Consider the following 23,770-nt stretch of genomic DNA (forward strand, 5'->3'; position numbering starts at 1 on the left):
TTCAGGCAGCAGTTTCGATTGGTTCATTAAGGTGCAGCCGGGGCAGTCATTCTTTGTTGGACAGAACACCAGCAGGCCGAAAGACCCGATAATTAATTGGGCAAAGTGCAATAACTTGCAAACCCGCGCGATGACCATAACGCCCAGCGGCCCCAATCAAACGCTGGTGCTGAATGGGCAACAAACGCAAGTATTGAACGTCTCGCTTTATCCTTTTCTTCCTACGCTACCCACGGATAACTTCGAAAATTTGGTCGCCTATATTGTGCAGACTTATCAGTCGCAGCACCCGCAGGTGTTACTCAATGCAGTGCTGAATCCGCAGGTGAATATTTACAGTTTTACCGAGTTGCCGGTCCTGCTGGGTAATGATGGATTTGACGTGATAGAGCTTGATGTCCTTTATCTGGGTTTCCTGGCGGATAATCATCTGATCAACCCCGCCCAGATTACCGGCGAAGCGCCCTGGGCCGTGGCGCTGGCGGGGGCGACTTACCAAGGCCAGTTATGGGCGATCCCCAGTTGGCTCTGCATGGACTTTTTCTACGCGTTCGATCAGGCGATTCAGCAGCAGAAAACCTTGTCGAAAATGCTGAATTATTTGAATACCCGAATGTCGTCAGTCGCCAAAATGGCAGGCAGCTTTAATGGCAGTTGGGCTATTCCTTCCGATTATATCAACGCTTATGTGCAGACCTATGGTTACGGTGCGTTGCAACAGGCGATGCAAATGCCGCCTGATAACGGCGTTGTCCATCAATTGGTTTCACTGTCTGATACCTGCAGCTTTAACGGGGTCAACAAGTGCACCAATAACACCTATCATAACGCCCCGAATGGCGGTGCCGAGCAGGTGTTCGCCTCCGGGCAGGCCAGTACCGACATGGGCTTTTCCGAGCAGTCTTTCTACGTGAATCTCTATTCGTCGGCGCAAAAACCGCTGTATGTCGTGCCTACCCCTTGGGGAGAACACCCCCAACCGCTGTTATTTGAAGACGCTTTTGTTTCCAGCGCCGCGACGTGCAAGCCGGGCAGCCAATGTGCGGCCAATGCGCAAGCGTTCACCACGTTAATGACCGGGACGGCGATGAAAAATTATATCGTGCAGTCCAAAGATCTGCCCGCCGGTACGCCTTGGCGGACGTTGTTGGTGGCCACTCAGCAATTCTGGCAACAGTCGATCATTGCCAATAACAGTTATTACCAACAGTTATCGCCGATATTTATGACGGCAAAGGCGTTTCCAAACAACTTTACCCCGCAAAGCCAGGTTGCTATGGCCAATGGCATTTGCAATGCCCTAAAACAGCAGCAGCCTAATTTTGTTTGTAAAAGCAATAATAGCACCAGCTTGTTAGCCCCATCTCACGGCAGTTCCATCATCAACCCACGCAGCACTGATAGCAGGAGAGGTTTATGAGTATTGGACCCGTTTCCGGTAATGGCATCACCATCACCTTACCCGTAGGCAAAACGCTATTTTGGACCGCCAATGTCCAGGCATCGTACTCACAATATGTTCTGGTTCGCGACTCGACGAATCAGGTGGTTATTGAGAGCAAAGGTGCATCGACAGGCGGGCATTCGCCGACCCAAATTGGCCAGGGCTCGTTTGTTACCGCAGGCAGCGGGGTTTATACCGTTTTCATTGGCTATAACAATGGCCAGTCCTGGTCCCAGGTTATGTGGGATGAAATCGCGTTAAATATCGGCAGCCAGATTTACTCCAGTTGTTTCAATTTCATTAGTGAAGACGGCGCGGATCAGGATTTCAATGATACCTGCCTGACACTGACCTGGTTTAACAGCATCGGTTGAGGAGCAAAGACATGGCAATTGGACCCGTAAATGGCAATGGTATTGCCATCAATATTCCCTCCGGAAAAATAGTTTTTTGGTCTGCTCTGGTTCAAAGCTCGGCAAACCAGTTTATTCAGTTGAAAGACAGCAGTTCAAACGTGGTCTTCACTACGCAGGGGGCCAGCTCCAGCGGCGGCACACCCACGCAGATAGGCGAGGGGTTCTTCCAGGCTGCGGATGCCTCCGGGAATTACACCATCTGGATCGGCACCAATAGCGGGCAACGCTATTCGCAGGTGATCTGGTCGCAGGATGTGATTACCAGCGGCGCAACGGTCTATTTTGGCAAATACATTTTTGCCAGCGAAGACTACACCGACAATGATTACAACGATTCATTGCTACAGCTGCAGTGGTTCCAGTTCGTGGGTTAACCCCTCGACCAAAAGGCCGATCGAGCCGAGCGGGACAAAGCCGCTTGGCTCGAAAAGATCCTCGCACCAATAACAAATCTGACGACACGTTGATGGAGGTAGTTATGAAGGCACTAGCAGGCAAAAATCAAATATCTTATGGCGGAGATGGTGGGTCTTTCAACGCCGTGCAGGATACCGGCGGTCAACAGGTGGTGATCAAAAGCGGCAGCAAAATCGATTCCATACAAATTGGCAATAACAAATATGACAGTGGGGCACCATCAGGCTGATTTCTTGTCCCTCCGGGAAATGGATGGGCTTGGAAAACATGGCGGAAACCATCGCCAGTACGCTCAATCGGCCGCTGGAGGCCTATACCTACCGTCGCCATTAGCATTGCTGAGGTGGTCAATGGCACAGTGACGCCTGTCAGTAGTTATCGGCCTGTGTAGAAGCCGCTTTGAAATGGCTGATTTTTAACTAAAAAAATAAATCAATGCGATAATAACCACGCAGGCAGAGCATATAAATACGTTACCAGAAAATTCACTTAATGAATTAAAAAAATCCTCATTATTTTCATTTAATTTATTAATGGCTTCTTTTTCATTGTCAGCTTCTACTTCGACATGATGCTTTCTGAACCCTTTACTCTTCATCTCTTTAATTAATGTATGTGTAATTGATTCTTTTTTAATTGCTTTTGAGTCATCATTTTTTATAAAAACAACATATTTACTCATAATTCCTCCATGAAAACACAAAGTTTTACGTCTGTGTTTTGAACCATTAATTAACGGTCATTCCGAACTCTCTTGGCCCAGTGCCATTCACCCAGAAACCACTAAGCACCACTGAAGATACTATCCATATACGGCATGTGAAAAATGCTAAATTCAATTAAATTGCGAACTTCGTCACAAAATATAAAAACAAGTATTTCCACTGACTGAAAGTTTGGGATGAATTGGTTCCTTGGCAAATACGTCGGATTGGGTGGCAAAGAAGACAACGAGTCATCGGCAAAAAAAAGTGACGATGTCACTACCGCGTCGAGTAAATGAACCTGAAGTACCCACAGGTGTGAGCAAAAAGGAGCGTGTTTTGACCGTTTCAACCATGATCCCAACGCTGGAGATGCAACTGCATCAGCCGGCGACGCGTAACAACAGCAAGATTGTCAGTGAATTGCTGCATGACGATTTTGAAGAGATAGGCCGCTCGGGGCGGCATTATGATAAGCGGCAAACCGTTGCGGCGCTGGAGCAAGAAACCGGTCGGCCAGTGATCCATGCCGAAGATTTCAAGTTAGCCATGATGACGGAGGGCGTGGCGTTGCTGACGTACAAAAGCTTTCAGCGTGATGCCGTAGGCGATATCACGAGGCTCACGTTGCGTTCGTCTGTCTGGGTGTTATCGGAGCATCAGACAGGCGAGCGTTGGCAGTTGCGTTTTCATCAGGGCACGCCGGCAACGGAGTCATTTTTCATTAAACACTCACGCCCCCAATAAAAAGAAATCAGGCACTATCCGCGTCAGAATGAGTAATTAACGCCAAACGAGAGCGAACCGGTACTTGATTTGTCCACCATCGGGCTGTCTTTAACGGTGTTTGGCAGCGATTCGTAGCGTGCAGAGACAAAAGTATCCCAGCTTTTATTAATGTGGTAGCGCACGGCCAATTCCAGGTAAGGGGTAAAACTGTCGTCCGGGGTATAACTGGCCAGCCCGCTTCGGTGCGATTCGCCGGCGTTGATGCCATAGTAATATTTATTTTGGTTTTTGCTGTCCCACCTAACGCCGGCTATCGGGGTGATTTCCCAGTCATTCAGGTGGATGGGATACAGATAGGCCAGATCGCCCACCAGGCCGTTGCTATTGTTCAACACGTCTGCGGCAAGTGCCGTGCGAATGGCCCCCCAGGCGGCGCGATGGGTGTACTCAACGCCGGCCATGGCGGTCGAACGGCGCTTGTTCAGCCGCTTCATTTGCTCATCGTCACTGTCGCCGGGTTTGAAATGCAACGGCGAATAATAACCCATCACATCCAGTTGATTCTGTTCGTCTTTCCACAGGTGATAGCCTCCTTTTAACCCGTGCAGATAAAAGTCTTCACCCTCATACCCAATGAGTGGCAGTGCGGTCAGGGTATTGTCCGTATCACGATAGGGGCTGATGCCACCTCCCGCAGCCGCGCCAAGCGACCATTCACCGGCGAACGCGCCTGAGGCATAGAAAAGAGGAAGAATCAAAAGCACGCGGCATTTCATTACGGGATAAAGGCTCATAAGGTCTACCTGAATATCAATATCCACGGAGTGTGGTACCCAGGGAATCTATAGCAACCAAGGCATAAAAAACTCACATTTCCATTTTTTTTACGCGAGCTTGATTATTTTCTTACAAAGGTTCATCCCTTACCGCTACGGCCATTTTTCGGTTTTCATTCCCCAGGCGATTGGCGAAATAGTTTAAGAGTGTCAGGTTTGTGAAAATAATGCGAAAGGCCGGGAGCTTGCTTTGAATTATTTATAAGGCGAGCGGTCAGTGGGATATCTCTTTAAATGACAGTGCCGAGAATAATATGCCGATAGAAACGGATGTTCCGCATGGCCCCGGTAAAGGGTTTCCCACATTTATAAAGTTGACGCAGTATTTATGAACACGCGAGACACGCCAATCAAGATGAAGAAATCAATTGTTGCGATGCTATTCCTTAACAGCCTGTCGGCCTATGCCGCAGACGGGTTCCTGGTGAAAGATATCCACTTTGAAGGGCTCCAGCGCGTTGCGCCAGGCGCCGCTTTGCTGAGTATGCCGGTACGCGTTGGCGATACGCTGTCTGACGAGGATATCAGCAATACTATCCGCGCGTTGTTCACCACCGGGAACTTCGACGATGTGCAGATTCTGCGTGACGATCATGTCCTGATTATTAAAGTCAAAGAGCGGCCGACGATTGCCGGTATCTCTTTCTCCGGCAACAAAACGGTGAAAGACGACATGCTAAAGCAAAACCTTGAGTCTTCTGGGGTGCGCGTGGGCGAGGCGTTGGATCGCACCACGCTGTCTTCTATCGAACAAGGCATGGAGGATTTTTACTACAGCGTGGGCAAATACAACGCCCGCGTAAAAGCGGTGATCACGCCATTGCCGCGTAACCGCATCGATCTGAAGCTGGTGTTCACCGAAGGGGTGTCGGCCAAAATCCAGCAGATCAATGTGATCGGCAATCAGGCCTTTCGCACGGACGAACTGCTCGCCAATCTGCAACTGCGCGATGACGTGCCCTGGTGGAACCTGGCGAGCGATCGCAAGTACCAGAAACAGAAATTGGCCGGCGATCTTGAAACCTTGCGCAGTTTTTACCTCGACCGGGGTTACGCAAACTTCAAAATCGACTCAACCCAGGTGAGCCTGACCCCGGACAAAAAAGGGATTTACATCACCATCAACCTTAACGAAGGCAGTCAGTACCTGCTGTCTGGCGTGGTATTGAATGGCAATATGGCGGGGCACTTGCCGCAGATTGCGGCCTTGACGAATATCCAGCCGGGCGAATTGTACAACGGCGCAAAAATCACGCGCATGGAAAATGACATCAAACAGCTGCTGGGGCGTTACGGCTACGCTTTCCCGCTGGTAGGGATAGAGCCTGAAATCAATCAGAAAGCCAAGACGGTAAAACTGCACGTCAATGTCGATGCCGGCAAGCGTTACTCGGTGCGCAGGATCCGTTTTGAAGGCAACGGCACGTCGAAAGATTCCGTTTTGCGGCGCGAGATGCGGCAAATGGAGGGGGCGTGGTTAGGTAACGATCAGGTAGAACAAGGCAAGCAACGCCTGAATCGCACCGGCTTCTTCGAAACGGTGGAGACGGAGACCCAGCGTGTGCCGGGATCACCGGATCAGGTCGATGTTGTCTATAAGGTTAAAGAGCGCAATACGGGGACCTTTAACTTTGGGCTCGGTTACGGCACGGATAGCGGGGCCAGTTTTCAAGTGGGCGTCAGCCAGGACAACTGGCTGGGCAGCGGGAATACCGTCGGTTTTAATGGCACCAAAAGCGACTCCCAGACCTATATCGAATTGTCGATGACTGACCCTTATTTCACGGTGGACGGCGTAAGTTTAGGCGGGAAGATCTCTTATAACGACTATGATGCGGAAGATGACGATCTCTCTGAATACACCATGAAAAGCCTGGGCATCGGCGGCAACCTTGGCTTCCCGATCGGCGAAAACAGTTCGCTTGGCCTTGGCCTCGACTATGCCAATACCCGCCTGAGCGGGATGGCGCCGCAGGTGGCCATGTGGCGTTACCTCAATTCGGTCAATGTAAACCCCGGCATCACCACGCAAGACAACGATAACGATGCCCGTTTCACGGCCAATGACTTCTTTACGAGCGTGGGGTGGAATTACAACACCCTTGACCGCGGTTTCTTCCCGACCGACGGGACCAGCGCCAGCCTGAACGCCAAGATTACCGTGCCGGGGTCGACCAACAGTTACTACAAGGTGACGTTCAGCGCCAATCAGTATCTGCCGTTGAGCAGCGATAATAAATGGATCGTGATGGGGCGCACCAAAGCCGGCTATGCCGATGGTTTCGGCGGCCATGAGGTGCCGTTCTACGATAACTTTAATGCCGGCGGTTCCAGTAGCGTACGGGGTTTTTCTTCCAACAGTATCGGCCCTAAAGCGGCTTATTATCATTGCAGCGGCTCGGAGAGTGCCTACAGCGACTGCCCGGTCGACAAATCCGATGATGCCGTGGGTGGTAACGCCATGGCTATTGCCAGTACCGAGTTGATATTCCCGACGCCGTTCATTAATGACCGCTATGCCAATTCATTGCGCACTTCGCTGTTTGTCGATGCCGGTACGGTCTGGGATACCCATTGGCAGAATACCTCGCAAACGCTCGCGGCAGGGATCCCGGACTACGGTGATCCGAGCAACGTCCGCGTTTCGGCCGGTATCGCATTGCAATGGCAATCGCCGCTGGGGCCGTTGTCCTTCTCCTATGCGTTCCCGATCAAAAAGTACGAAGGGGACAAGGCAGAGCAATTCCAGTTCAACATCGGTAAAACCTGGTAATCCCAAGGCAAAGCCTGCAAATTTCATGTGGGCTTTATTTTCTGGTAATGGATTGATAATGAATAATAAAAACCAACCAACGGATAAAGGATTTTTTTGCTGACACCTTACAGCAAACCCGTGCCTTTACCGTGCTCAACATCAATTAATTTCGTGATTGCTCATCATTTATTGCAGCGCAAAGGTGATTTTGTCCGCATTATTTTTCATTGTTATTCCGTTGTTATCGGAAAGGTGACTCAACTCTCTTTTTAATTGGCTGCCGAGATCTATTTTTTCATTGTTTTAGCTAAAACCTTTCAGCTAACGTTAAGGACAGCACCATGAAAAAGTTAATTACACTTTCGGCGGTTATCTCTTTGATTTCATGCGCAGTAAACGCGCAGACCATTGTATTGACCGACACGGAAAAAGGCATTGAACAGGGCAATTGGCAGACCGACAGCCAAAAGCTGAACATCACAGGGGCAGGCTTCAGCTTACAGCAACAGGTGCTGCACGGCGGAAAACAGGAAGGCTCCAAGGTGATCACCTTAAGCAGTGCAGGCCTGACGATTGCTCTGAGCCCGACACGCGGCATGAATATTCTGAATGTGAAGGGGTCCGACGTCCGGCTGGGCTGGGACTCACCGGTAACCGAGGTGGTCAACCCGGCTTATATCAATCTGGACAGCCGCAATGGGTTAGGGTGGTTGGACGGGTTTAACGAAATGATGGTGCGCTGCGGCTTTGAATGGACCGGGCACCCTGGCGTCGACAACGGCACGCTTTACACGCTGCATGGCCGCGCCGGCAACACGCCGGCCTCCAAAGTGGTGATCGAGATCGCCGAAAAAGCCCCGTACGAAGTCCGCATTCGCGGGTTGCTGAAAGAAAATACCTTCAAGAAAAGCAATCTGGAAACCTGGACCGAACTGCGCTATATCCCCGGTACACAATCGTTTTCAATCCACGATCGCGTGACTAATCGCGCCGATTACCCACGGGATTACGAAATCATTTACCACAGCAACTTCGGCAAACCGTTACTGGAAGAAGGTGCGGTATTCAGCGCCCCGATCAAGCAAATTTCGCCTTTTAACGACTACGCCAAAGCCGGCCTGAAAGACTGGGCAACTTACCAGGGCCCGACCAAAGGCTTTGATGAAATGGTGTTCAACATCCTGCCGTATGCGGATGCGCAAGGCAAAACGCTCGCCATGCTGCACAACCGGCGCGGGGATCGCGGCGTGGCGATAGGTTTTGATACCCACCAACTGCCGCTGCTGACATTGTGGAAGAATACGGATACCGAACGCCAGGGGTACGTCACCGGCATCGAACCGGGGACCAACTATGCCTATCCGGTGAAAATCGAACGGGAACAAGGGCGTATCAAACAGCTGCAGCCTGGCCAAAGTACCGATTTCGAGCTGACCTATACCTTGCTGAAAGATGCTGAACAGGTGAAAGTGTACCAGGACAAGATCAAGACGCTGCAGGGGAGCAATCAGCCCAAACTGGTTGAGACGCCTATCGCGGTAGAGTAGTCGTCAGCAGGAACCGTACCGATCGCGGGCCAACTTTGTTGGCCCGTTTTGTTTTCTTGCGGTGCCGCTCATCGCTTAACGCTTGTGTCTGTCAGGGATAATCAAATCTCCGCGCAGCACGCAGGCGCCGAGCATATCCCGGGTTTTTTCCGTCAACCAACTGACGATACGCGCCGCCATGGCGTCCATGGAATATTCGATGGACGGGATCGCCGGAATGCCCGGCAAATGCAGCGAACCGGCCAGGCTAAAGACCATGATGTCGTCCGGTACGGATTTATTGAACGCCTGTAGCTGGGTAATCACTCGCTGCGCCTCCTGCTCGTCCGCCACCAGCAGCGCGTTGAAATTGAGCGTGGTGGCGTTATTGAGCAGCACCTGTACCGCAACGGATGAGGTGGTCGAATCCATAAATACCAGGTTGCGATTGAACGGCAAAAAGTTGTTTTCCAGCGCAAGCTTATAACCCAGCAACACCTGATCGGCACAGCCGCCTGCATCCGGCTGGATCAAGGCTATTTGGCGTCTGCCTTGGCTAATCAGATAATTGCAGGCGCTTTCGGCGGCGAAAGCGTGGTCGAACTGAATGCTGTTAGGCGTGTCGGCCTCAACGCAATCGACCAGGATCACGTTGTCATGCGGGATGTTGAGCGGGAAACGGGCGCCGATAATCAGCACGTCGTCGCACAACCCGCAGGTGAGTTCGTCCAGCGCGTTCATCACGCCCGCTTTGGTATTGGCGAAACGCAGCAGCAGATGCTTTTGATGCTGGCTGAGCTGTTTTTCCAGCGCATAAAGATAACCTGTGGTTTGGTTAATGTTCTCCTGCGCGCAGATAACCCCGATGCAGCCCGTCGATTGGCTAAGCAATGATTGCGCTATGACGTTGGGCCGGTAATTGAGCTCTTCCGCCGCCTGCAATACCGCGAGACGGCTGGCTTCCTTAACGCCGCGCGATCCACTCAACACCCGCGAGACTGTGGCTTTTGACACCCCAGCTAAACGTGATACATCGTTGATTGTTGACATCTTTATCTCCTGACAGACCAAGCTGCAGCCTGTAAAAACCCATCCGGTAATGGCTCACATTATCGCCGCCAACAGTATAACCGTTTTCCTTTTTTCATGGAAACCGATTTTCCACACCATGTCAAAACACCTCAAAACAAGACAAAAATATGTGATGGCAATCCAATAAAAATCCCTTGCGGTGGCTAGATTATGATGAGTATCACACTTCCACTCTCACTCGATGGAAAACGGTTTCCGTATGATATCCAATCACTCCCGCATTCAGGTTATTTACCCGTTGAGGAAGGTTGTCGATGTACAAAATCATGCTGTGTTGTTCCGCTGGGATGTCTACCAGCCTGCTGGTCAGGAAAATGGTGGAGGCGGCGAATGAAAGGGGGTTGCCGGTCGAGATCGACGCCTATGGGGTAGCCGAGTTCGATACGCAGTTTCCACGCTATCAGGTGGTGCTGCTGGGGCCGCAGGTAAAATATATGCTTAAAACACTGTCAGAAAAGGCTGCCGTCCAAGGCATACCCGTTCAGCCCATTGATCCGATGGACTACGGCATGCAGCGCGGTGAGAAGGTACTGGACTATGCTCTGTCGCTGATCGCAGCGGCGCACTAAAAAGGTGTTCCTATGAGTTCGTTATATCAGTCAATGATTGCCGTCATCGAGCAATCCATCACCCCGTTGGCTGGCCGCCTGGGGCAGCAGAAATATGTCATCGCCATCCGCGATGGCTTTACCGCCGCGTTGCCGTTTATGATTATTGGCTCGTTCATGCTGGTCTTCATCTTTCCGCCGTTCTCCGCAGATACCACGAACAGTTTTGCGCGTGGCTGGCTGGATTTTTCGCAGACTTACCGTGCGCAACTGATGTTGCCGTTCAACCTGAGCATGGGAGTGATGACTTTCTTCATCTCCGTGGGGATTGGCGCCAGCCTCGGGCGGCAGTTTAATCTCGACCCCGTGATGTCCGGCTTGCTGGCATTTATGGCCTTTTTGCTGGTGGCGGCCCCTTATGCCGACGGGAAAATATCCACCCAGTATCTCTCCGGGCAGGGGATTTTCACCGCCCTGATCACCGCCATTTACTCAACCCGCATTTACGCCTGGCTCAAGCAGAACAACGTCACTATTCGGTTGCCGAAAGAGGTGCCTACCGGGGTGGCGCGTTCCTTTGAGATCCTGATCCCGGTCCTGGTGGTGATTGGTACGCTGCATCCGCTGAATCTGTTTATCGAAGCGCAAACCGGCATGATCCTGCCGCAGGCGATTATGCATCTGCTGGAGCCGCTGGTGTCCGCCTCGGATTCGCTGCCTGCCATTTTGCTGTCGGTATTGCTGTGCCAGATTTTCTGGTTCGCCGGTATCCACGGTGCGCTGATCGTCACCGGCATCATGAACCCGTTCTGGATGGCGAACTTGTCGGTAAATCAGGCGGCGCTGGCGGCGGGGACGGCATTGCCACACGTTTATTTGCAAGGTTTCTGGGATCACTATTTGCTGATTGGCGGCGTCGGCTCGACCTTACCGCTGGCTTTCCTGCTGTTGCGCAGCCGCGTTGCGCACCTGCGCACCATCGGCAAAATGGGCGTGGTGCCGAGCTTCTTTAACATCAATGAACCGATCCTGTTTGGTGCGCCGATCATCATGAACCCGATGTTGTTCATTCCGTTCGTCTGCGTTCCCATGGTCAACGCCGTACTGGCCTATACCGCGACGCGTTTGGGATGGCTGGCGCAGGTGGTCTCGCTCACGCCGTGGACCACGCCGGCGCCCATCGGCGCCTCCTGGGCGGCGAACTGGGCGTTCAGCCCGGTAGTGATGTGCGTTATCTGTATGGTGATGTCCGCCCTGATGTACTTGCCGTTCCTGCGTGCCTACGAGCGATCTTTAATGAAAACCGAAGAGCAAAAAGCGCAGAGCGGTACACCGCTGGCCGGAACTGTCAGCAGCAACTGATATTTAATGGAGAACCGGATCATGAAATACGCATTTCCCGAGCACTTTTGGTGGGGCAGCGCCAGCTCCGCGTTGCAAACCGAAGGGGACAGCAGGCAGGGCGGTAAAAGCCCGACAATTTGGGACGCCTGGTACGCCAATCAACCCTGGCGCTTTCATCAGCAAGTGGGCCCGCAGGAGACGTCGACCTTTTACCGGAACTGGCGCCAGGATATCGCGCTGCTGAAACAGCTCAACCACAACAGTTTTCGTACCTCTTTGAGTTGGTCGCGGCTGATCCCGGACGGAACGGGCGAGGTGAATCCGCAAGCGGTGGCGTTTTATAACAACGTGATTGATGAGCTGCTGGCGCAGGGCATCAAGCCGTTTATTACGCTGTTCCACTTCGATATGCCGATGGCGATGCAGGAGAAGGGCGGCTGGGAAAACCGTGACGTGGTCACGGCCTTTAGCCGCTATGCGCAGGTCTGTTTTGAGCTGTTTGGCGACCGGGTGATGCATTGGTTCACCTTCAATGAGCCGATTGTGCCGGTCGAAGGCGGCTACCTGTATGATTTCCACTATCCCAACGTGGTCGACTTTAAACGGGCGGCGACGGTGGCATACCACACGATGCTGGCGCATGCGTCGGCGGTACGGGCGTTTCGGGCCGGGCTTTACGCCGGGGAGATCGGTATCGTGCTGAACCTGACGCCGTCTTACCCGCGTTCGCAAAATCCGGCGGATGTGAGTGCCGCGCACCATGCCGACTTGCTGTTTAACCGCAGTTTCCTCGATCCGGTGCTGCGTGGCGAATATCCGGCCGATCTGGTGGCATTGCTGAAAACCTGGGATCAGCTTCCGGCCTGCCAGCCCGGCGATCGGGCGCTGATCGCCGAAGGAAAGATTGACCTGCTCGGCGTCAACTATTACCAGCCGCGCCGCGTGAAATGCCGCGACAGTGCCGTAAACCCGCTGGCGCCCTTTATGCCTGAATGGTTATTCGAAAACTATGAAATGCCCGGCAGAAAAATGAATCCTTACCGCGGCTGGGAAATTTACGAACCGGGTATTTATGACATTCTGACCAATTTGCGCGTTAATTATGACAACCCGCGCTGTTTTATTTCCGAAAATGGCATGGGTGTGGAAAACGAACAACGGTTTGTGGAAAACGGCCAAATCAACGATCATTATCGTATTGAATTTGTTTCCGAACACCTTAAATGGCTGCATAAAGGCATTAGCGAAGGCAGTAATTGCCTCGGCTATCACATGTGGACGTTTATTGATAACTGGTCATGGTGCAACGGATATAAAAATCGTTACGGTCTGGTGCAATTGGATTTGGCCAGCCAGCAACGTACCGTCAAGAAAAGCGGAGAGTGGTTTGCCGCTACCGCCGTAGACAATGGGTTTAACGAACAGGAGACAAATGATGATTGAATTGGAAGACGCGGTCATGGAGATTATCGTCAATGCCGGTCAGTCGCGCAGCCTGTGCTTTGAGGCATTGCGCGCCGCGCGGGAAGGCAACATCGGCGAAGCCAAAGCGCTGTTGCAGCAGGCCGATGGCTTTTCGCGCCAGGCGCATCAGATGCAAACCAAACTGATCGAACAGGATGCCGGCGAAGCCCGGCAGCCAATGACCTTAATTATGGTGCACGCACAGGATCATTTAATGACGTCTTTACTGGCGCGTGAATTATCGGAAGAGATCATTCATCTTTACCAACGCTAATAACACGTTGTTCATTCCAATAAGGGGGAATAATTACGAAAATAACTTAACTGTTCTGTACCCATGCAAATAATAAAGAATCAGCTTGTTTTGGTGATAGCACGGTTGTTTTTTAAACCAGAACAGGATGGCTGTTATCTAAAAATAAACCAGCCCACACCCTATCATTAAAGCTGCCTGCAGGCGGCTTATAGGATCACGTGTGTACAATTGAGATAACCATGAAAATATATAATAAATTGCCAATAGCGCTGGCGGTAATGGCCGCGCTTTGCTCTGGATCCGTATTCGCTCAAGAATTTACCCAAGAACAAATCGATGCCATCGTGGCAAAAGCGGTAGATAAAGCCCTGGCGCAACGGCAGGCGAAAATAGATGCCGCCGTAAACAAAAAGGCCGATGTGATTACCGAGCCGCAAAGCACCGCCCAGTCGCCGGATATGGCGATCCCGTTTGGCGTCAAATTTTCCGGTTACGCCCGCTATGGTGCGCAGTTCCAGGGCGGCGATCAGAAATTCGTCGGCGTTGACGGTTCCTACAACGGCGCGTCCGCGTTGGGCCGTTTGGGCAACGAAGGCAATGGCGGCGAATTCCAGCTTTCCAAAGCGTTCAAAGGCGATAACGGCGCAATCTGGGATGTCAATGTGATGTTCGACCACTGGGGCGACGAGGTGAACCTCAAGAAAGCCTACGCCGGCGTCACCAATATTCTGGCCTCCAATCCGAATGCCTATCTGTGGGCCGGCCGCGATTTTCATCAGCGCCCGCAACAGGGCATCAACGACTATTTCTGGATGAATCACGATGGTCAGGGCGCCGGGGTGAAGAACTTCGATATCGGCGGTGTGCAGTTTGACGTCGCCGCCGTCGCCGCCGTTGAGTCCTGTGACCCGAGAGTGGCGGAAGACGAAGCCAACCCGTCGCGCATCACCTGTACCGGCGGTTCAGGAACCGGCGATAAAGGCAACTACGCGCTGACCTCGAAAATTCACGGCATGAAGGTCGGCCCGCTGGATGTGGAACTGTATGCCAACTATGGCTTCGATTCTAAAGCCGTGGAAAGCGATGACCGTCTGAAAGCCTGGCAGGGCGGCGTGGTGCTGAGCCATACCGGCGACAAAGGCGTGAATAAGGTCATCGCCCGTTACTCCAACAATGCGGATAACAGCGTCTACAACAAAACGGACGAGTTGACGGCGGTCTACGCCAGCTTCGAGGGGAACTACAAGTTTACCCAGCAGGCGCAGGTGGAATACCTGCTCGCTTTCCATGATTACTCCAACGACGCCGATGGCACTGACGATCGCCGCAACTACGGCGCGATTGTGCGGCCGATGTATTGGTGGAACGACGTGCATTCAACCTGGCTGGAGGCCGGTTACCAGCGGGTTGACTACGATCAGGGCGGCGATAACCACGGCTGGAAACTCACGCTGTCGCAGAATATTTCGATTGCGATGGGGCCGGAGTTCCGTCCTATGCTGCGCTTTTACGTTACCGGCGGTGAAGTGGATAACAAACATACCGCCCGCGTGAACGGCACCGACGACGATACCCAGTTGGACTCGTTCAACGTCGGCGCAATGTGGGAAGCCTGGTTCTGATGACAGACTTCAGGGTGGCTGCAGAGGTGGCCACCCCGAACCCTGTGAACCGGTTAAGTGCCGCCTTGGCCAGAGAAAAAACGCGCCGGCCGATAGCTTTCAAACATGTCCAGCGTCTTACCGGTGACCAACTCCTCACTTATCATTCTCCCCAAGGTGGCTGCGCAGGTCACTGCCGGATGCATCACCGCCACGTAAACGCCTGTTGCATCCCCCATGAATCCGATGACCGGGCATCCATCTTCCGGCACAGGCCGCAGCCCTACCGATTGGCTAAGCAATTGCGCCGACTCTGTGCCTTTTAGGGCGATTTTCATCGCCGCCAACGTGTCAGAGGCGATGTCATCGATTCCGCCTGTTGCCGGATAATCTTCGGCGGCTAAAATATCCCCGTTGCGGGCATGGCGAACCTCTATGTCATGGCCTGAAATCAGGGTGTTAACTACGTGGCCTGTCGCGCCGTACCGCAATAAAATGGCCGGCGAGGCCATGATCGGCAGCGGGGTACCAATGGCATCGAGCAGGGGCGATATGCCCGTTCCGCAAGCCAGGATGAGGCAATCCGCCTTCAATACGCCCTCTGGCGTCTCGATGCCGGTAATTTTGTTTCCCTCTCGGGTAAACCCGATTACCGCCGTCTGGGTTTTGAGCGTGGCCCCCAGGCTACAGGCTTTATCCAGCAGGACACGAGTGGCGTCTATAGGATCGACAGCCCCCTCTTGCTGTGCATAATAAGCCCGTTGCGGCGGGTTATTCAGCGCGGGTTCAAGCCGGGATATGCCCGGTTGCCGAAGCAAGCTATCGTCGGCCTGGCTCTCCAGTGAAAAATCGTCGTAACTGAGCGCCCCCGTCCAGTTAACCCAAAGTTCCGGGATCTCTTTTTCCAATCGATGCCAGTCCGCCACAGAGGCTCGGCGAAGCAATGCATCTGGCGCATCATCACTCACCGTAGTGTGTATCCAGCCAAAAGAGCTGCCGGTGGCCCCAGACGCCGGGTGGTTTTTATCGATAACGGTCACTTTTATTCCGCGGCTGGCCAGGTGATAGGCTATCGAAGCACCCATGATTCCCGCGCCTACAACAATCATGTGTTTTTCTGTGGCACACATACCGAATCCCTCTTGTCACCGTTCGTTCAATAAAGAATTTTGCCAGCCTCGCAGGCTATCATTCTGGGAGCACCATCTGGATTGCGCGTGTGCCAATTTCTGCCCCGGTGACGGTATCAATCGCTATAGCGTTGATGTCAGTTCCCGCCTCGGCATCCAGCAGGCGGAGCAACTTGCCTTCGCCACGGTGCTTTCTCCCCCAGGCGCCAATCATGATAAGCACCGGCAGAAAGTCGCGGCCTGCCTCCGTCAAAATATACTCCTCGCGCAGCGGGCGCTCCGAATACTGCCGCTTCTCAAGCAGATTCTCTTCGGTCAACATCGCCAGCCGTTTGGTCAGCATGGTGGGGGCAATCCCCAGGCTTTTGCGGAACTGGTCAAAGCGCGTCATCCCGGAATTGGCATCACGCAGGATCAGCATCGTCCAGGCATCGGCAAGAAAAGCTACGCTGCGTGCGATGGGACAGATGTTTTCAGAATAGGAATTTGTGCTCATAATTTTCACCTCACTAACTACTGAAACGATACTATCACGCAGGCTTGCCTCAGCCGACTCCTTTTTAACTATCATTTTAGTATTGACTAACTACTAAAACGATACTAACTTAAAGCGGGTCATCACTGCGACCTGGCGGTGCCGGTACGTGCCAGCGGCACATTTATCCATCACTGATATCTCTATTGCACTGCGGAATGTGAAACCACACCGCCTTTTGGAACAGATCACTATGAAAAAGACCGTCTTAATTACAGGTGCATCATCGGGGTTTGGGTTGATGCTCGCCAACAGCCTTCACCAGCAGGGCTTTACCGTTATCGGCACCAGCCGTGAACCCGAAAAATATGCGGCTAAAGTCCCGTTCAAGCTGCTGAAGTTGAATATTGACGACGACAGCTCAATTACTTCGTTTGTTTACGAATTATTCCAGTTCACTAAACAGTTGGATGTACTGGTCAATAATGCCGGTTATATGGTGACGGGCCTTGCCGAAGAAACGCCGATTGAGCTGGGCAGACAACAATTTGAAACCAACTTCTGGGGCACGGTGAAGCTGACCAATGCCTTGCTGCCTTATTTCAGAGCGCAAAAGCAGGGGCAAATCATTACGGTCAGTTCTATTGTTGGCCTGATCGGCCCACCAAACCTGTCTTATTACACGGCTTCCAAACACGCCGTTCAGGGCTATTTCAAATCTCTGCGCTTCGAGCTGGATCAATTCAATATCAAAGTCAGCATGGTCGAGCCGATGTGGTTTAAAACCAACCTGGCCCACAATGCCATTTCCGCAGAAGGCCGTGACATTGCCGACTACAGCACCTATCGCAAGCAGGCCATGGCCGCAACGCAGAAGGGCATTGATGAAGCCGAAGCGCCTGATGCGGTGATCAAAACCATTTCCGGCCTGATAACGGCGAAGAAACCGAAATTCAGCAATCCTGTGGGGAAAATGAGCAGAATAATCCTGTTCCTTCAGCACCACATGCCAAAAATCTTTGAAGGTGAAATTCTGAAAAGCGTGAAGTCTGCATAACAGAAATAATGTCTGCGACGTTTAAATGAAATTTAAATGACTTCAATGAGGGACTGACCATGAAATATTACCTGTGCAAATTTATACCGCCGCGAGCTAATTTCCTGACCACGATGTCTGCCGACGAACAAAAATGGATGCAGCAGCACGCTGACTTTTTGAACGAGCTGCTTGCCCAAGGCCTGATCGTAGCCCATGGCCCGGTGATTGATGAGAAGGGTGGCTATGGCGTCTCGCTCTACCAAATTACCGATGAACAGGATATCGCGGCCATTACAGCGGAAGACCCCATTGTGAAGAATGGTGTCGGCCACTACGAACATTACTCCATGCTGCATTTGAAAGCCCGCGGCTAATACCCATCAGGAAAATAACGATGACAACTGCACTTATTACTGGCGCTTCAAGCGGCATTGGCGCTGTCTATGCGCGCCGCCTGGCCGCTCGTGGCCACGATCTGGTTCTTGTTGCACGCGCAACGGATCGCCTCAACGCATTAGCGGCTGAGTTGCGTGATGCGCACGGCGTTAACATTGAGGTGATTACGGCCGATCTGATTGATGGCGCCGAGCTTGAACCTGTTTTACAGCGGCTGCGAGCCGAGCCAGCGATTGATATTTTGGTGAATAACGCCGGGGCCGCCATGAATGGGGGATTCACGACGGCAGATCCGGCCGAGCTGTACCAGCTTCTGCGCCTTAATGTTCTTGCGCCAACCTTGCTTGCCTCCGCCGCCATTGCTGGAATGGTCGCACGCGGACAGGGTGCTATCGTTAATATCGCCTCCGTTTTGGCGCTTTTACCCGAATATGCACCGGGGATTTACGCCGCCACCAAATCCTATGTGTTGACGTTATCGCAAAGCCTGTCCGCCGAAGTGTCATCAAAAGGCGTCTACGTACAAGCTGTATTGCCGGCCGCCACGCGCACTGAAATTTACGAGCGGGCAGGTGGGGATATCAGCCAGGTGCCGGATGTGATGGAAGTCGAGGATCTGGTGGATGCCGCATTGATCGGCTTCGACCGCAAGGAGCTGGTGACCATCCCGCCGGTGCCGGAGGCCGCAACCTGGGAAGCCTTCGAACAGGCGCGTTGGGCACTGGCCAAAGGCTTCAGCAATTCTCAGCCGGCGAAACGTTATCGCCCGTGAGAGGGCGTTATCCCGTGACCAGACCTCGAAGGGCAAAGATTGCTCTTCGAGACCTGGAGCCGAAGGCTGAAAATTATCGGCCCCAAACCCTATCAGGCAACGGCATCAGGGCTATTGTGCGCCAGTGTGAGTGCCGCCAAATTGTTCTCGATCCAGTCCGCTAAATCCCGAACTTTGGCCGCAGCTTCTTTTCCAAGTGGCGTGAGCGTGTATTCTACGCGTAGCGGAACGATGTTGTAGTCATAGCGGTTAATCATGCCGTCTTTCTCTAATAACTGCAGAGTTTGAGCCAGCATTCGCTCGCTGACTCCTCCGATCCTGCGGCGAATTTCACTGAACCTCAGTGTCCCGGGCAGCAACGCGATCAGAATAAGTACCCCCCAGCGGCTGGTAAGATGGCTCAAGATTTCGCGTGAAGGACAGGCCGCGGCCATTACGTCGCCGCGCAACATTTTTTCGGATAAAGGTTCAACTACGGAGTTGGTCATGGGGCCTCTTTGGACAGGTGAAATCATGCATCACTTACCTTTTTGTACGTACTTACTATAAGTTAGTATCTGGTCTATAGTCGAGTCGTGATTAACCGCACAATCAAATTTCAAGGAGTTATGCCATGACTATTGCCATCACCGGCGCCACAGGTCAGTTAGGCCGTATCGTTATTGATAAGCTTAAACAGAAAGTGGCGGCCAGCGACATCGTTGCTTTGGTACGCACCCCGGAAAAGGCGCAATCGCTAGGGGTTAGCGTACGTGCTGCCGACTATGCGCACCCTGACACGCTCGACGCTGCACTGGCCGGTATCGACAGCCTTTTGCTAATCTCTTCAAGTGAAGTCGGCCAACGCGTCGCCCAGCACGCCAATGTGATCGCCGCCGCGAAGAAAGCAGGCGTGAAACACATTGTCTACACAAGCCTGCTCCATGCAGACGTCTCGCCTTTGAACCTGGCCGGTGAACATCTTGCAACGGAGACCGCGATTAAGGCCTCTGGCCTTTCCTACACGATCATGCGCAACGGTTGGTACACCGAAAACTACACCGATTCCGTTGGCGCAGCACTGGCCAATGGCGCTTTTATAGGAAGCGCCGGTGAAGGCCGGATTTCATCGGCCAGCCGTGAAGATTTCGCAGAAGCGGCCGTGGCGATTTTGAGCAGCGCCGGCCACGTGAATGTGACTTACGAATTAGCCGGCGACACTGCATGGACACTGAAAGAGCTGGCAGACGAGCTGTCCCGCCAGACGGGCAAGGACATCGCTTACCATAACCTTCCTGAAGCCGAGTATGCGGCGGCACTGCATAGCTTTGGCCTGCCGGCAGAGCTCGCCTATGCGATCGCATCTTGGGATGTGGGCGCTTCGCAGGGTGCGTTATTCGATGCGGGTGGCGAGTTATCCAGGCTTATCGGCCGCCCGACGACCCTGCTGGCAACCAGCGTCGAACAGGCTCTGAAAGCGAGCTGACCACCTTACGAAAAGGGATCCTGAACAATCTCGCCTTTAACCAGGCAGTCGACAATGTGCAGGATCACAAGGCTGGGTTTTGTTGCATCCCCGTCTAATGATCTGAAATAGCTGTGACCGATAATAGGGTCTGCAGGTTGATTTACCTTCTTGCAATTTATTACGGTAACATTTCTGGGAATACGTGTAAGGTAAGCCGGCCCTTGGCTTCCCAGGCGGGGTAAAGGGTCGGCATTCGCCACTTTGCTTCCCTTTAGCGCTATATCATCTCTTGCGTGATATACCAATACGTCGCGGCTTACCTCACATATAACTTCACCGGGCTGATGGCTTTCCAGAGCATTGCTTTCGATATCTGGTGCTACCATAAAAGTTGTATCGAATAAACGCCGCCTGTCTGGTGAGTTTTGGTACCAATTATTTAATGCAGAACATAATACTTGGTTTCCCATGGAATGAGACAGCATGTTTATACTTTTACAGGGTGCCGTACGTTGTTTTCCCCAATCTACAAACCGTTGTATTACACGCGAAAAAGGGCTGCCGCTATCCTTTGCAGCCTCTTTATCATCGTAGTAGCGCTTTATGATTCCTTTCTCACCACTGCATGGCCACACCAGGGTAATGACCATGATTTTGAAGGGGGCCAGAGCATCGCAAAGATTTTGGAGACGTTGCGCTTCATCGAAAACATCGGCCGGTAGATTTTTGAAACCATGCAGGTAAAACAGAATCGATTCCGGCTGTGCTTCATCCAATTTATCAAGAAAATCATCGCTGCCAAGCTCAACGTTAGTATTCTTGAAACTATCGTGATAGCAGTAATAAACAGAGGCGGAAGATGTATTATCCATCAAGTTAAATAAAAACTCGCGTCCTGGCTCGGTAATAAATGATCCTTGCGGTGAACGGTTAGTGATAAATAACATGAAAACCTCCCGTTTTTATTCTGTTTTTTAGCATGAAAGCCATTGCATAAAAATAATCCGGCAATGTTTTCGATTTGAGGTAAATGTCATGATGTTAGCATGATCATCAATGTTTTTATCACGACATGAAAGTTACTTCCTCACAGAGAAGAAGGTTATGAAATGAATTTATATTAAAAATAGGTTAAAAAAACAAATTACGCAATATGACTTTATTTTTTGTAAGCGCCAAGAAAAATAAATTTTCCCTATTTAGATAGCTTCTGACATAGCATCGGCAGCCTTGAACATGGTGTTAACTGTTGCTCGAGAGAACGACTGCAACATGTACGAATTGGCTTCCAGAAAGCAGCGAATCGCCGACTTGATGAGTTTTGACAGTTCAAAAAGTGGTGCTGAGTATGATTTTTTTTTCGGTGCATTTTGACGCGTTCTGCAAGGCCAAGTATGCCAACTTTTATCAGATTTCACGTAGCGCGATCAAAAAAGAAGGGCGTTTGGACCGCGTTCATTGAGCGATTGGAGTGATGCAGTCACCGCGGTTCAGCTTCACCAGCCAGCGGAACGTAACGTAACGTTACGATTGTCGTCAACGAAACTGCTGCATGACAAATGTTGGAGAAATCAGCCAACTGCCAAACGGAAAACTGCACAGGACTGGGAAGTTAAAATAGTCAGTCGCAGATTTTTGCCGAGGGTTCGCTAGAGACGATTGCCGAGAACAGAGTCGTATTGATGACGAACAGTTTTCCCCGTGATGTGGATGAACGCCGTTGCTTGATGCACAAAACGTTCATCGAGCAGGTTGTTATCATCAATGAGAACGGTGTTCGTTGGCGATGCGTTTTCATCAGAGCACATCTGTTGATAAGGAAACCGGTAGTGCTTAAAAGACCAGGCTCGCCAATACCGAATCTGGCCATCTGAGATTGAACGCTGGAAAGCAAAACCGGGAAGGTGAGTGAAGTGAGACAGAACAAACAAAGAACCTGATAGATAGGCATCCTGGTACGTGGTCAGTAATTATATTTAACTTATGTTGAGAGAAAACCTAGTTCATATATGACCATGTTTTATCTCATTGTTTTTTAATTATTATTTTTCATCAATGATTATCAATCACTAACTTCATGAACTAATATTATCAAGCCATTTTTTGTGCTGTTTTGCATGGCTCAGTCAGTTTTAGTTCATGAACCATCTCAAATCGAAATCTCATAATTGGCTCCTTAAATTTCAGGGCTTATCTGATTGATCCATTGAATAAACTTAATATTTAGGTAGCATTTACAGAGTTCCACTTCTTATCAGGTAGGGCGGTAGCTTCTGGATGAATTTCTGCTATTATCTCTTTTATTTGAACACAACTTTCCATTAGGAGTGGGATTAATGTTTGATTCCAGACGAGGTTTTTTGCGACACTCCTCCATGAGACGGATTTTCTATTATCATTACACGAAGAGCAATAGCGTCACTACTTTGCTGATGATCCATGGATTTGCTGAGGCTTCTTTCATTTGGTCAAAAACCGCCCAGGAAATCGCGAGTAAGTTTAATTGCGATGTCATTGCCATCGATCTGAGTGGCCATGGACGATCAGACTGGCGTGAAGATGGCAACTATAATACTGCCAATTATGCCGATGACGTTGAGTTCGTTATAAATGAGTTGAATATAAACTCGCTTATTTTAATTGGGCACTCTATGGGGGGGAGAATTGCCACTGAGCTTCTGAAAAGAAAAGTATCCGGGGTGTGTGGAATGGTGATGGCTGATTTCTGTCCGGAAATTAGTAGCGGCACGCCATCAAGCTACGTGGCTAGAAACTTCGAAAAGTCGGTGGGAAGATCATGGTCGATTGATGAATATGCCGATTTCATCAGCAATGCCAGACCATTAATGCCGGTAAAAGATATTAAGTGGCTGGCGGGTGAGCTGTTAGTAAAAATAAATGGCAGCTATTTTTTTCATGCGGATCCATGTATTTTAAATAATAGTGAAAATCACAGCACTAATGAGAGATCGCTGGCCAGGAGTTGTTCAATTCCCATTTCGATAATCAGAGGGTGTTTCTCCTCGTTTGTCAGCGAACATCAGGCGCAAGATTATCTTCGCGACTTTAAGCTTTCGAAGTATTACAACGTGGTTAAGTCTGGCCACGGATTGGTCATTGAAAATAATAGTGGGTTCAATATGGCACTCTATGATTTCATGCAGATGATACCCGGCATAGAAAAACTGGCGTGACTATGCCTTCATCGACACGCTAGCCGATAAAATTTTCAGTTTAAATACATATAATTATGATTTTCTTGTGCGCATTTAAGCTTGCAAGGGTTTCGCCTAACCCTAACGGCTTCCCGCAGTGCGTTTTGCCGCACATGGCCGCCGCTGGATGCTATCGGCATTAAGAGACTGAGACGGAAATAATG

24 protein-coding genes are annotated in these 23,770 nt (G+C 51.2%); 17 read left to right on the forward strand and 7 right to left on the reverse strand.

The features are described from left to right. The first annotated feature begins 115 nt into the window (after positions 1-115). From ACTJJ1_RS06120 to ACTJJ1_RS06135, 4 genes are all read left to right on the forward strand, one after another. On the forward strand, positions 116-1,420 hold the full coding sequence (locus tag ACTJJ1_RS06120; protein ID WP_440832788.1) for a hypothetical protein: 1,305 nt from the start codon (positions 116-118) through the stop codon (positions 1,418-1,420). Further along, positions 1,417-1,818 carry a hypothetical protein gene (locus ACTJJ1_RS06125; RefSeq protein WP_004944514.1) on the forward strand — a complete coding sequence of 134 codons (402 nt, stop codon included), beginning with the start codon at positions 1,417-1,419 and terminating at the stop codon, positions 1,816-1,818. Before ACTJJ1_RS06120 ends, ACTJJ1_RS06125 begins: the two co-directional genes overlap by 4 nt. An 11-nt stretch (positions 1,819-1,829) precedes the next feature. After that, on the forward strand, positions 1,830-2,234 hold the full coding sequence (locus ACTJJ1_RS06130; protein WP_013812915.1) for a fucose-binding lectin II: 405 nt from the start codon (positions 1,830-1,832) through the stop codon (positions 2,232-2,234). A 104-nt stretch (positions 2,235-2,338) separates the two neighbouring features. Next, positions 2,339-2,506, forward strand: a complete 168-nt coding sequence (locus ACTJJ1_RS06135; protein ID WP_440832789.1) for a hypothetical protein — start codon at positions 2,339-2,341, stop codon at positions 2,504-2,506. 186 nt (positions 2,507-2,692) lie between these two features. Here the strand turns inward: ACTJJ1_RS06135 and ACTJJ1_RS06140 are convergent, their stop codons facing one another. After that, positions 2,693-2,959: a hypothetical protein gene (locus ACTJJ1_RS06140; protein WP_020453836.1), complete on the reverse strand. Its 267-nt coding sequence runs from the start codon at positions 2,957-2,959 to the stop codon at positions 2,693-2,695. Between the two features lie 376 nt (positions 2,960-3,335). On the opposite strand from ACTJJ1_RS06140, the gene ACTJJ1_RS06145 reads away from it, so the two are divergent. Further along, complete coding sequence (locus ACTJJ1_RS06145; protein ID WP_420029565.1) at positions 3,336-3,728, forward strand: nuclear transport factor 2 family protein; 393 nt, start codon at positions 3,336-3,338, stop codon at positions 3,726-3,728. Between the two features lie 23 nt (positions 3,729-3,751). Here the strand turns inward: ACTJJ1_RS06145 and ACTJJ1_RS06150 are convergent, their stop codons facing one another. Then, a complete protein-coding gene (locus ACTJJ1_RS06150) occupies positions 3,752-4,504 on the reverse strand; it encodes a MipA/OmpV family protein (RefSeq protein WP_004944521.1) in 753 nt (250 codons plus the stop codon). 397 nt (positions 4,505-4,901) lie between these two features. Here ACTJJ1_RS06150 and bamA point away from each other — a divergent pair, with 397 nt between their 5' ends. Continuing rightward, entirely contained in the window at positions 4,902-7,319 is a 2,418-nt protein-coding gene (gene bamA / locus ACTJJ1_RS06155) for an outer membrane protein assembly factor BamA (RefSeq protein ID WP_440833610.1), read from the forward strand. A 323-nt stretch (positions 7,320-7,642) separates the two neighbouring features. Then, entirely contained in the window at positions 7,643-8,848 is a 1,206-nt protein-coding gene (locus ACTJJ1_RS06160; RefSeq protein WP_004944527.1) for an aldose 1-epimerase family protein, read from the forward strand. Positions 8,849-8,923: 75 nt separating this feature from the next. Here the strand turns inward: ACTJJ1_RS06160 and ACTJJ1_RS06165 are convergent, their stop codons facing one another. Continuing rightward, positions 8,924-9,877, reverse strand: coding sequence for a LacI family DNA-binding transcriptional regulator (locus ACTJJ1_RS06165; protein WP_004944530.1), 954 nt, complete (start codon positions 9,875-9,877; stop codon positions 8,924-8,926). A 296-nt stretch (positions 9,878-10,173) separates the two neighbouring features. On the opposite strand from ACTJJ1_RS06165, the gene ACTJJ1_RS06170 reads away from it, so the two are divergent. From ACTJJ1_RS06170 to ACTJJ1_RS06190, 5 genes are all read left to right on the forward strand, one after another. Beyond that, on the forward strand, positions 10,174-10,488 hold the full coding sequence (locus ACTJJ1_RS06170; protein WP_004944534.1) for a PTS sugar transporter subunit IIB: 315 nt from the start codon (positions 10,174-10,176) through the stop codon (positions 10,486-10,488). Positions 10,489-10,500: 12 nt separating this feature from the next. Then, positions 10,501-11,829: a PTS sugar transporter subunit IIC gene (locus ACTJJ1_RS06175; RefSeq protein ID WP_004944537.1), complete on the forward strand. Its 1,329-nt coding sequence runs from the start codon at positions 10,501-10,503 to the stop codon at positions 11,827-11,829. Positions 11,830-11,850: 21 nt separating this feature from the next. After that, the gene (locus ACTJJ1_RS06180) at positions 11,851-13,254 is read left to right on the forward strand and encodes a glycoside hydrolase family 1 protein (protein ID WP_440832791.1); all 1,404 of its coding nucleotides are present in this window, start codon (positions 11,851-11,853) and stop codon (positions 13,252-13,254) included. Next, on the forward strand, positions 13,247-13,549 hold the full coding sequence (locus ACTJJ1_RS06185; RefSeq protein ID WP_006325362.1) for a PTS lactose/cellobiose transporter subunit IIA: 303 nt from the start codon (positions 13,247-13,249) through the stop codon (positions 13,547-13,549). Before ACTJJ1_RS06180 ends, ACTJJ1_RS06185 begins: the two co-directional genes overlap by 8 nt. Before the next feature lie 221 nt (positions 13,550-13,770). Then, complete coding sequence (locus ACTJJ1_RS06190; protein ID WP_440832792.1) at positions 13,771-15,153, forward strand: carbohydrate porin; 1,383 nt, start codon at positions 13,771-13,773, stop codon at positions 15,151-15,153. Positions 15,154-15,206: 53 nt separating this feature from the next. Here ACTJJ1_RS06190 and ACTJJ1_RS06195 read toward each other — a convergent pair whose 3' ends face one another. Both ACTJJ1_RS06195 and ACTJJ1_RS06200 read right to left on the reverse strand, forming a co-directional pair. Further along, positions 15,207-16,262 (reverse strand): NAD(P)/FAD-dependent oxidoreductase, encoded by a 1,056-nt coding sequence (locus ACTJJ1_RS06195; protein WP_440832794.1) that lies wholly within the window; start codon positions 16,260-16,262, stop codon positions 15,207-15,209. Between the two features lie 58 nt (positions 16,263-16,320). Next, the gene (locus ACTJJ1_RS06200) at positions 16,321-16,758 is read right to left on the reverse strand and encodes a winged helix-turn-helix transcriptional regulator (protein WP_004944553.1); all 438 of its coding nucleotides are present in this window, start codon (positions 16,756-16,758) and stop codon (positions 16,321-16,323) included. A gap of 148 nt (positions 16,759-16,906) precedes the next feature. On the opposite strand from ACTJJ1_RS06200, the gene ACTJJ1_RS06205 reads away from it, so the two are divergent. The 3 genes from ACTJJ1_RS06205 to ACTJJ1_RS06215 are packed head-to-tail and all read left to right on the forward strand — an operon-like array spanning position 16,907 to position 18,944. Next, a complete protein-coding gene (locus ACTJJ1_RS06205) occupies positions 16,907-17,794 on the forward strand; it encodes an SDR family NAD(P)-dependent oxidoreductase (protein ID WP_230554884.1) in 888 nt (295 codons plus the stop codon). Between the two features lie 59 nt (positions 17,795-17,853). Beyond that, positions 17,854-18,150 (forward strand): YciI family protein, encoded by a 297-nt coding sequence (locus ACTJJ1_RS06210; protein ID WP_004944558.1) that lies wholly within the window; start codon positions 17,854-17,856, stop codon positions 18,148-18,150. 20 nt (positions 18,151-18,170) lie between these two features. Continuing rightward, a complete protein-coding gene (locus ACTJJ1_RS06215) occupies positions 18,171-18,944 on the forward strand; it encodes an SDR family NAD(P)-dependent oxidoreductase (RefSeq protein ID WP_004944562.1) in 774 nt (257 codons plus the stop codon). Positions 18,945-19,036: 92 nt separating this feature from the next. Here ACTJJ1_RS06215 and ACTJJ1_RS06220 read toward each other — a convergent pair whose 3' ends face one another. Then, a complete protein-coding gene (locus ACTJJ1_RS06220) occupies positions 19,037-19,459 on the reverse strand; it encodes a winged helix-turn-helix transcriptional regulator (RefSeq protein WP_020439055.1) in 423 nt (140 codons plus the stop codon). 98 nt (positions 19,460-19,557) lie between these two features. Here ACTJJ1_RS06220 and ACTJJ1_RS06225 point away from each other — a divergent pair, with 98 nt between their 5' ends. Next, on the forward strand, positions 19,558-20,409 hold the full coding sequence (locus ACTJJ1_RS06225) for an SDR family oxidoreductase (RefSeq protein WP_440832797.1): 852 nt from the start codon (positions 19,558-19,560) through the stop codon (positions 20,407-20,409). A gap of 5 nt (positions 20,410-20,414) precedes the next feature. Here the strand turns inward: ACTJJ1_RS06225 and ACTJJ1_RS06230 are convergent, their stop codons facing one another. Then, entirely contained in the window at positions 20,415-21,338 is a 924-nt protein-coding gene (locus ACTJJ1_RS06230; protein ID WP_409442621.1) for an alpha/beta hydrolase, read from the reverse strand. A gap of 1,389 nt (positions 21,339-22,727) precedes the next feature. Between ACTJJ1_RS06230 and ACTJJ1_RS06235 the strand changes: the two genes are divergently transcribed. Further along, a complete protein-coding gene (locus tag ACTJJ1_RS06235) occupies positions 22,728-23,585 on the forward strand; it encodes an alpha/beta fold hydrolase (RefSeq protein WP_440832800.1) in 858 nt (285 codons plus the stop codon). The last annotated feature ends 185 nt before the right edge of the window (positions 23,586-23,770 follow it).

Origin of the sequence: Serratia sp. 22264, from assembly GCF_052045345.1 — a bacterium.
GTDB lineage: Bacteria > Pseudomonadota > Gammaproteobacteria > Enterobacterales > Enterobacteriaceae > Serratia > Serratia plymuthica.

Bases quoted from the DNA above. Each gene is read 5' to 3' on its own strand.
- ACTJJ1_RS06130 (WP_013812915.1), top strand. From the start codon at position 1,830: ATGGCAATTGGACCCGTAAATGGCAATGGTATTGCCATCAATATTCCC.
- ACTJJ1_RS06210 (WP_004944558.1), top strand. From the start codon at position 17,854: ATGAAATATTACCTGTGCAAATTTATACCGCCGCGAGCTAATTTCCTG.
- ACTJJ1_RS06225 (WP_440832797.1), top strand. From the start codon at position 19,558: ATGACTATTGCCATCACCGGCGCCACAGGTCAGTTAGGCCGTATCGTT.
- ACTJJ1_RS06200 (WP_004944553.1), bottom strand. From the start codon at position 16,758: ATGAGCACAAATTCCTATTCTGAAAACATCTGTCCCATCGCACGCAGC.
- ACTJJ1_RS06180 (WP_440832791.1), top strand. From the start codon at position 11,851: ATGAAATACGCATTTCCCGAGCACTTTTGGTGGGGCAGCGCCAGCTCC.
- ACTJJ1_RS06220 (WP_020439055.1), bottom strand. From the start codon at position 19,459: ATGATTTCACCTGTCCAAAGAGGCCCCATGACCAACTCCGTAGTTGAA.
- ACTJJ1_RS06175 (WP_004944537.1), top strand. From the start codon at position 10,501: ATGAGTTCGTTATATCAGTCAATGATTGCCGTCATCGAGCAATCCATC.
- ACTJJ1_RS06140 (WP_020453836.1), bottom strand. From the start codon at position 2,959: ATGAGTAAATATGTTGTTTTTATAAAAAATGATGACTCAAAAGCAATT.
- ACTJJ1_RS06185 (WP_006325362.1), top strand. From the start codon at position 13,247: ATGATTGAATTGGAAGACGCGGTCATGGAGATTATCGTCAATGCCGGT.
- ACTJJ1_RS06170 (WP_004944534.1), top strand. From the start codon at position 10,174: ATGTACAAAATCATGCTGTGTTGTTCCGCTGGGATGTCTACCAGCCTG.
- ACTJJ1_RS06235 (WP_440832800.1), top strand. From the start codon at position 22,728: ATGTTTGATTCCAGACGAGGTTTTTTGCGACACTCCTCCATGAGACGG.
- bamA (WP_440833610.1), top strand. From the start codon at position 4,902: ATGAAGAAATCAATTGTTGCGATGCTATTCCTTAACAGCCTGTCGGCC.
- ACTJJ1_RS06195 (WP_440832794.1), bottom strand. From the start codon at position 16,262: ATGTGTGCCACAGAAAAACACATGATTGTTGTAGGCGCGGGAATCATG.
- ACTJJ1_RS06145 (WP_420029565.1), top strand. From the start codon at position 3,336: ATGATCCCAACGCTGGAGATGCAACTGCATCAGCCGGCGACGCGTAAC.
- ACTJJ1_RS06165 (WP_004944530.1), bottom strand. From the start codon at position 9,877: ATGTCAACAATCAACGATGTATCACGTTTAGCTGGGGTGTCAAAAGCC.
- ACTJJ1_RS06215 (WP_004944562.1), top strand. From the start codon at position 18,171: ATGACAACTGCACTTATTACTGGCGCTTCAAGCGGCATTGGCGCTGTC.
- ACTJJ1_RS06190 (WP_440832792.1), top strand. From the start codon at position 13,771: ATGAAAATATATAATAAATTGCCAATAGCGCTGGCGGTAATGGCCGCG.
- ACTJJ1_RS06230 (WP_409442621.1), bottom strand. From the start codon at position 21,338: ATGTTATTTATCACTAACCGTTCACCGCAAGGATCATTTATTACCGAG.
- ACTJJ1_RS06160 (WP_004944527.1), top strand. From the start codon at position 7,643: ATGAAAAAGTTAATTACACTTTCGGCGGTTATCTCTTTGATTTCATGC.
- ACTJJ1_RS06150 (WP_004944521.1), bottom strand. From the start codon at position 4,504: ATGAGCCTTTATCCCGTAATGAAATGCCGCGTGCTTTTGATTCTTCCT.
- ACTJJ1_RS06125 (WP_004944514.1), top strand. From the start codon at position 1,417: ATGAGTATTGGACCCGTTTCCGGTAATGGCATCACCATCACCTTACCC.
- ACTJJ1_RS06135 (WP_440832789.1), top strand. From the start codon at position 2,339: ATGAAGGCACTAGCAGGCAAAAATCAAATATCTTATGGCGGAGATGGT.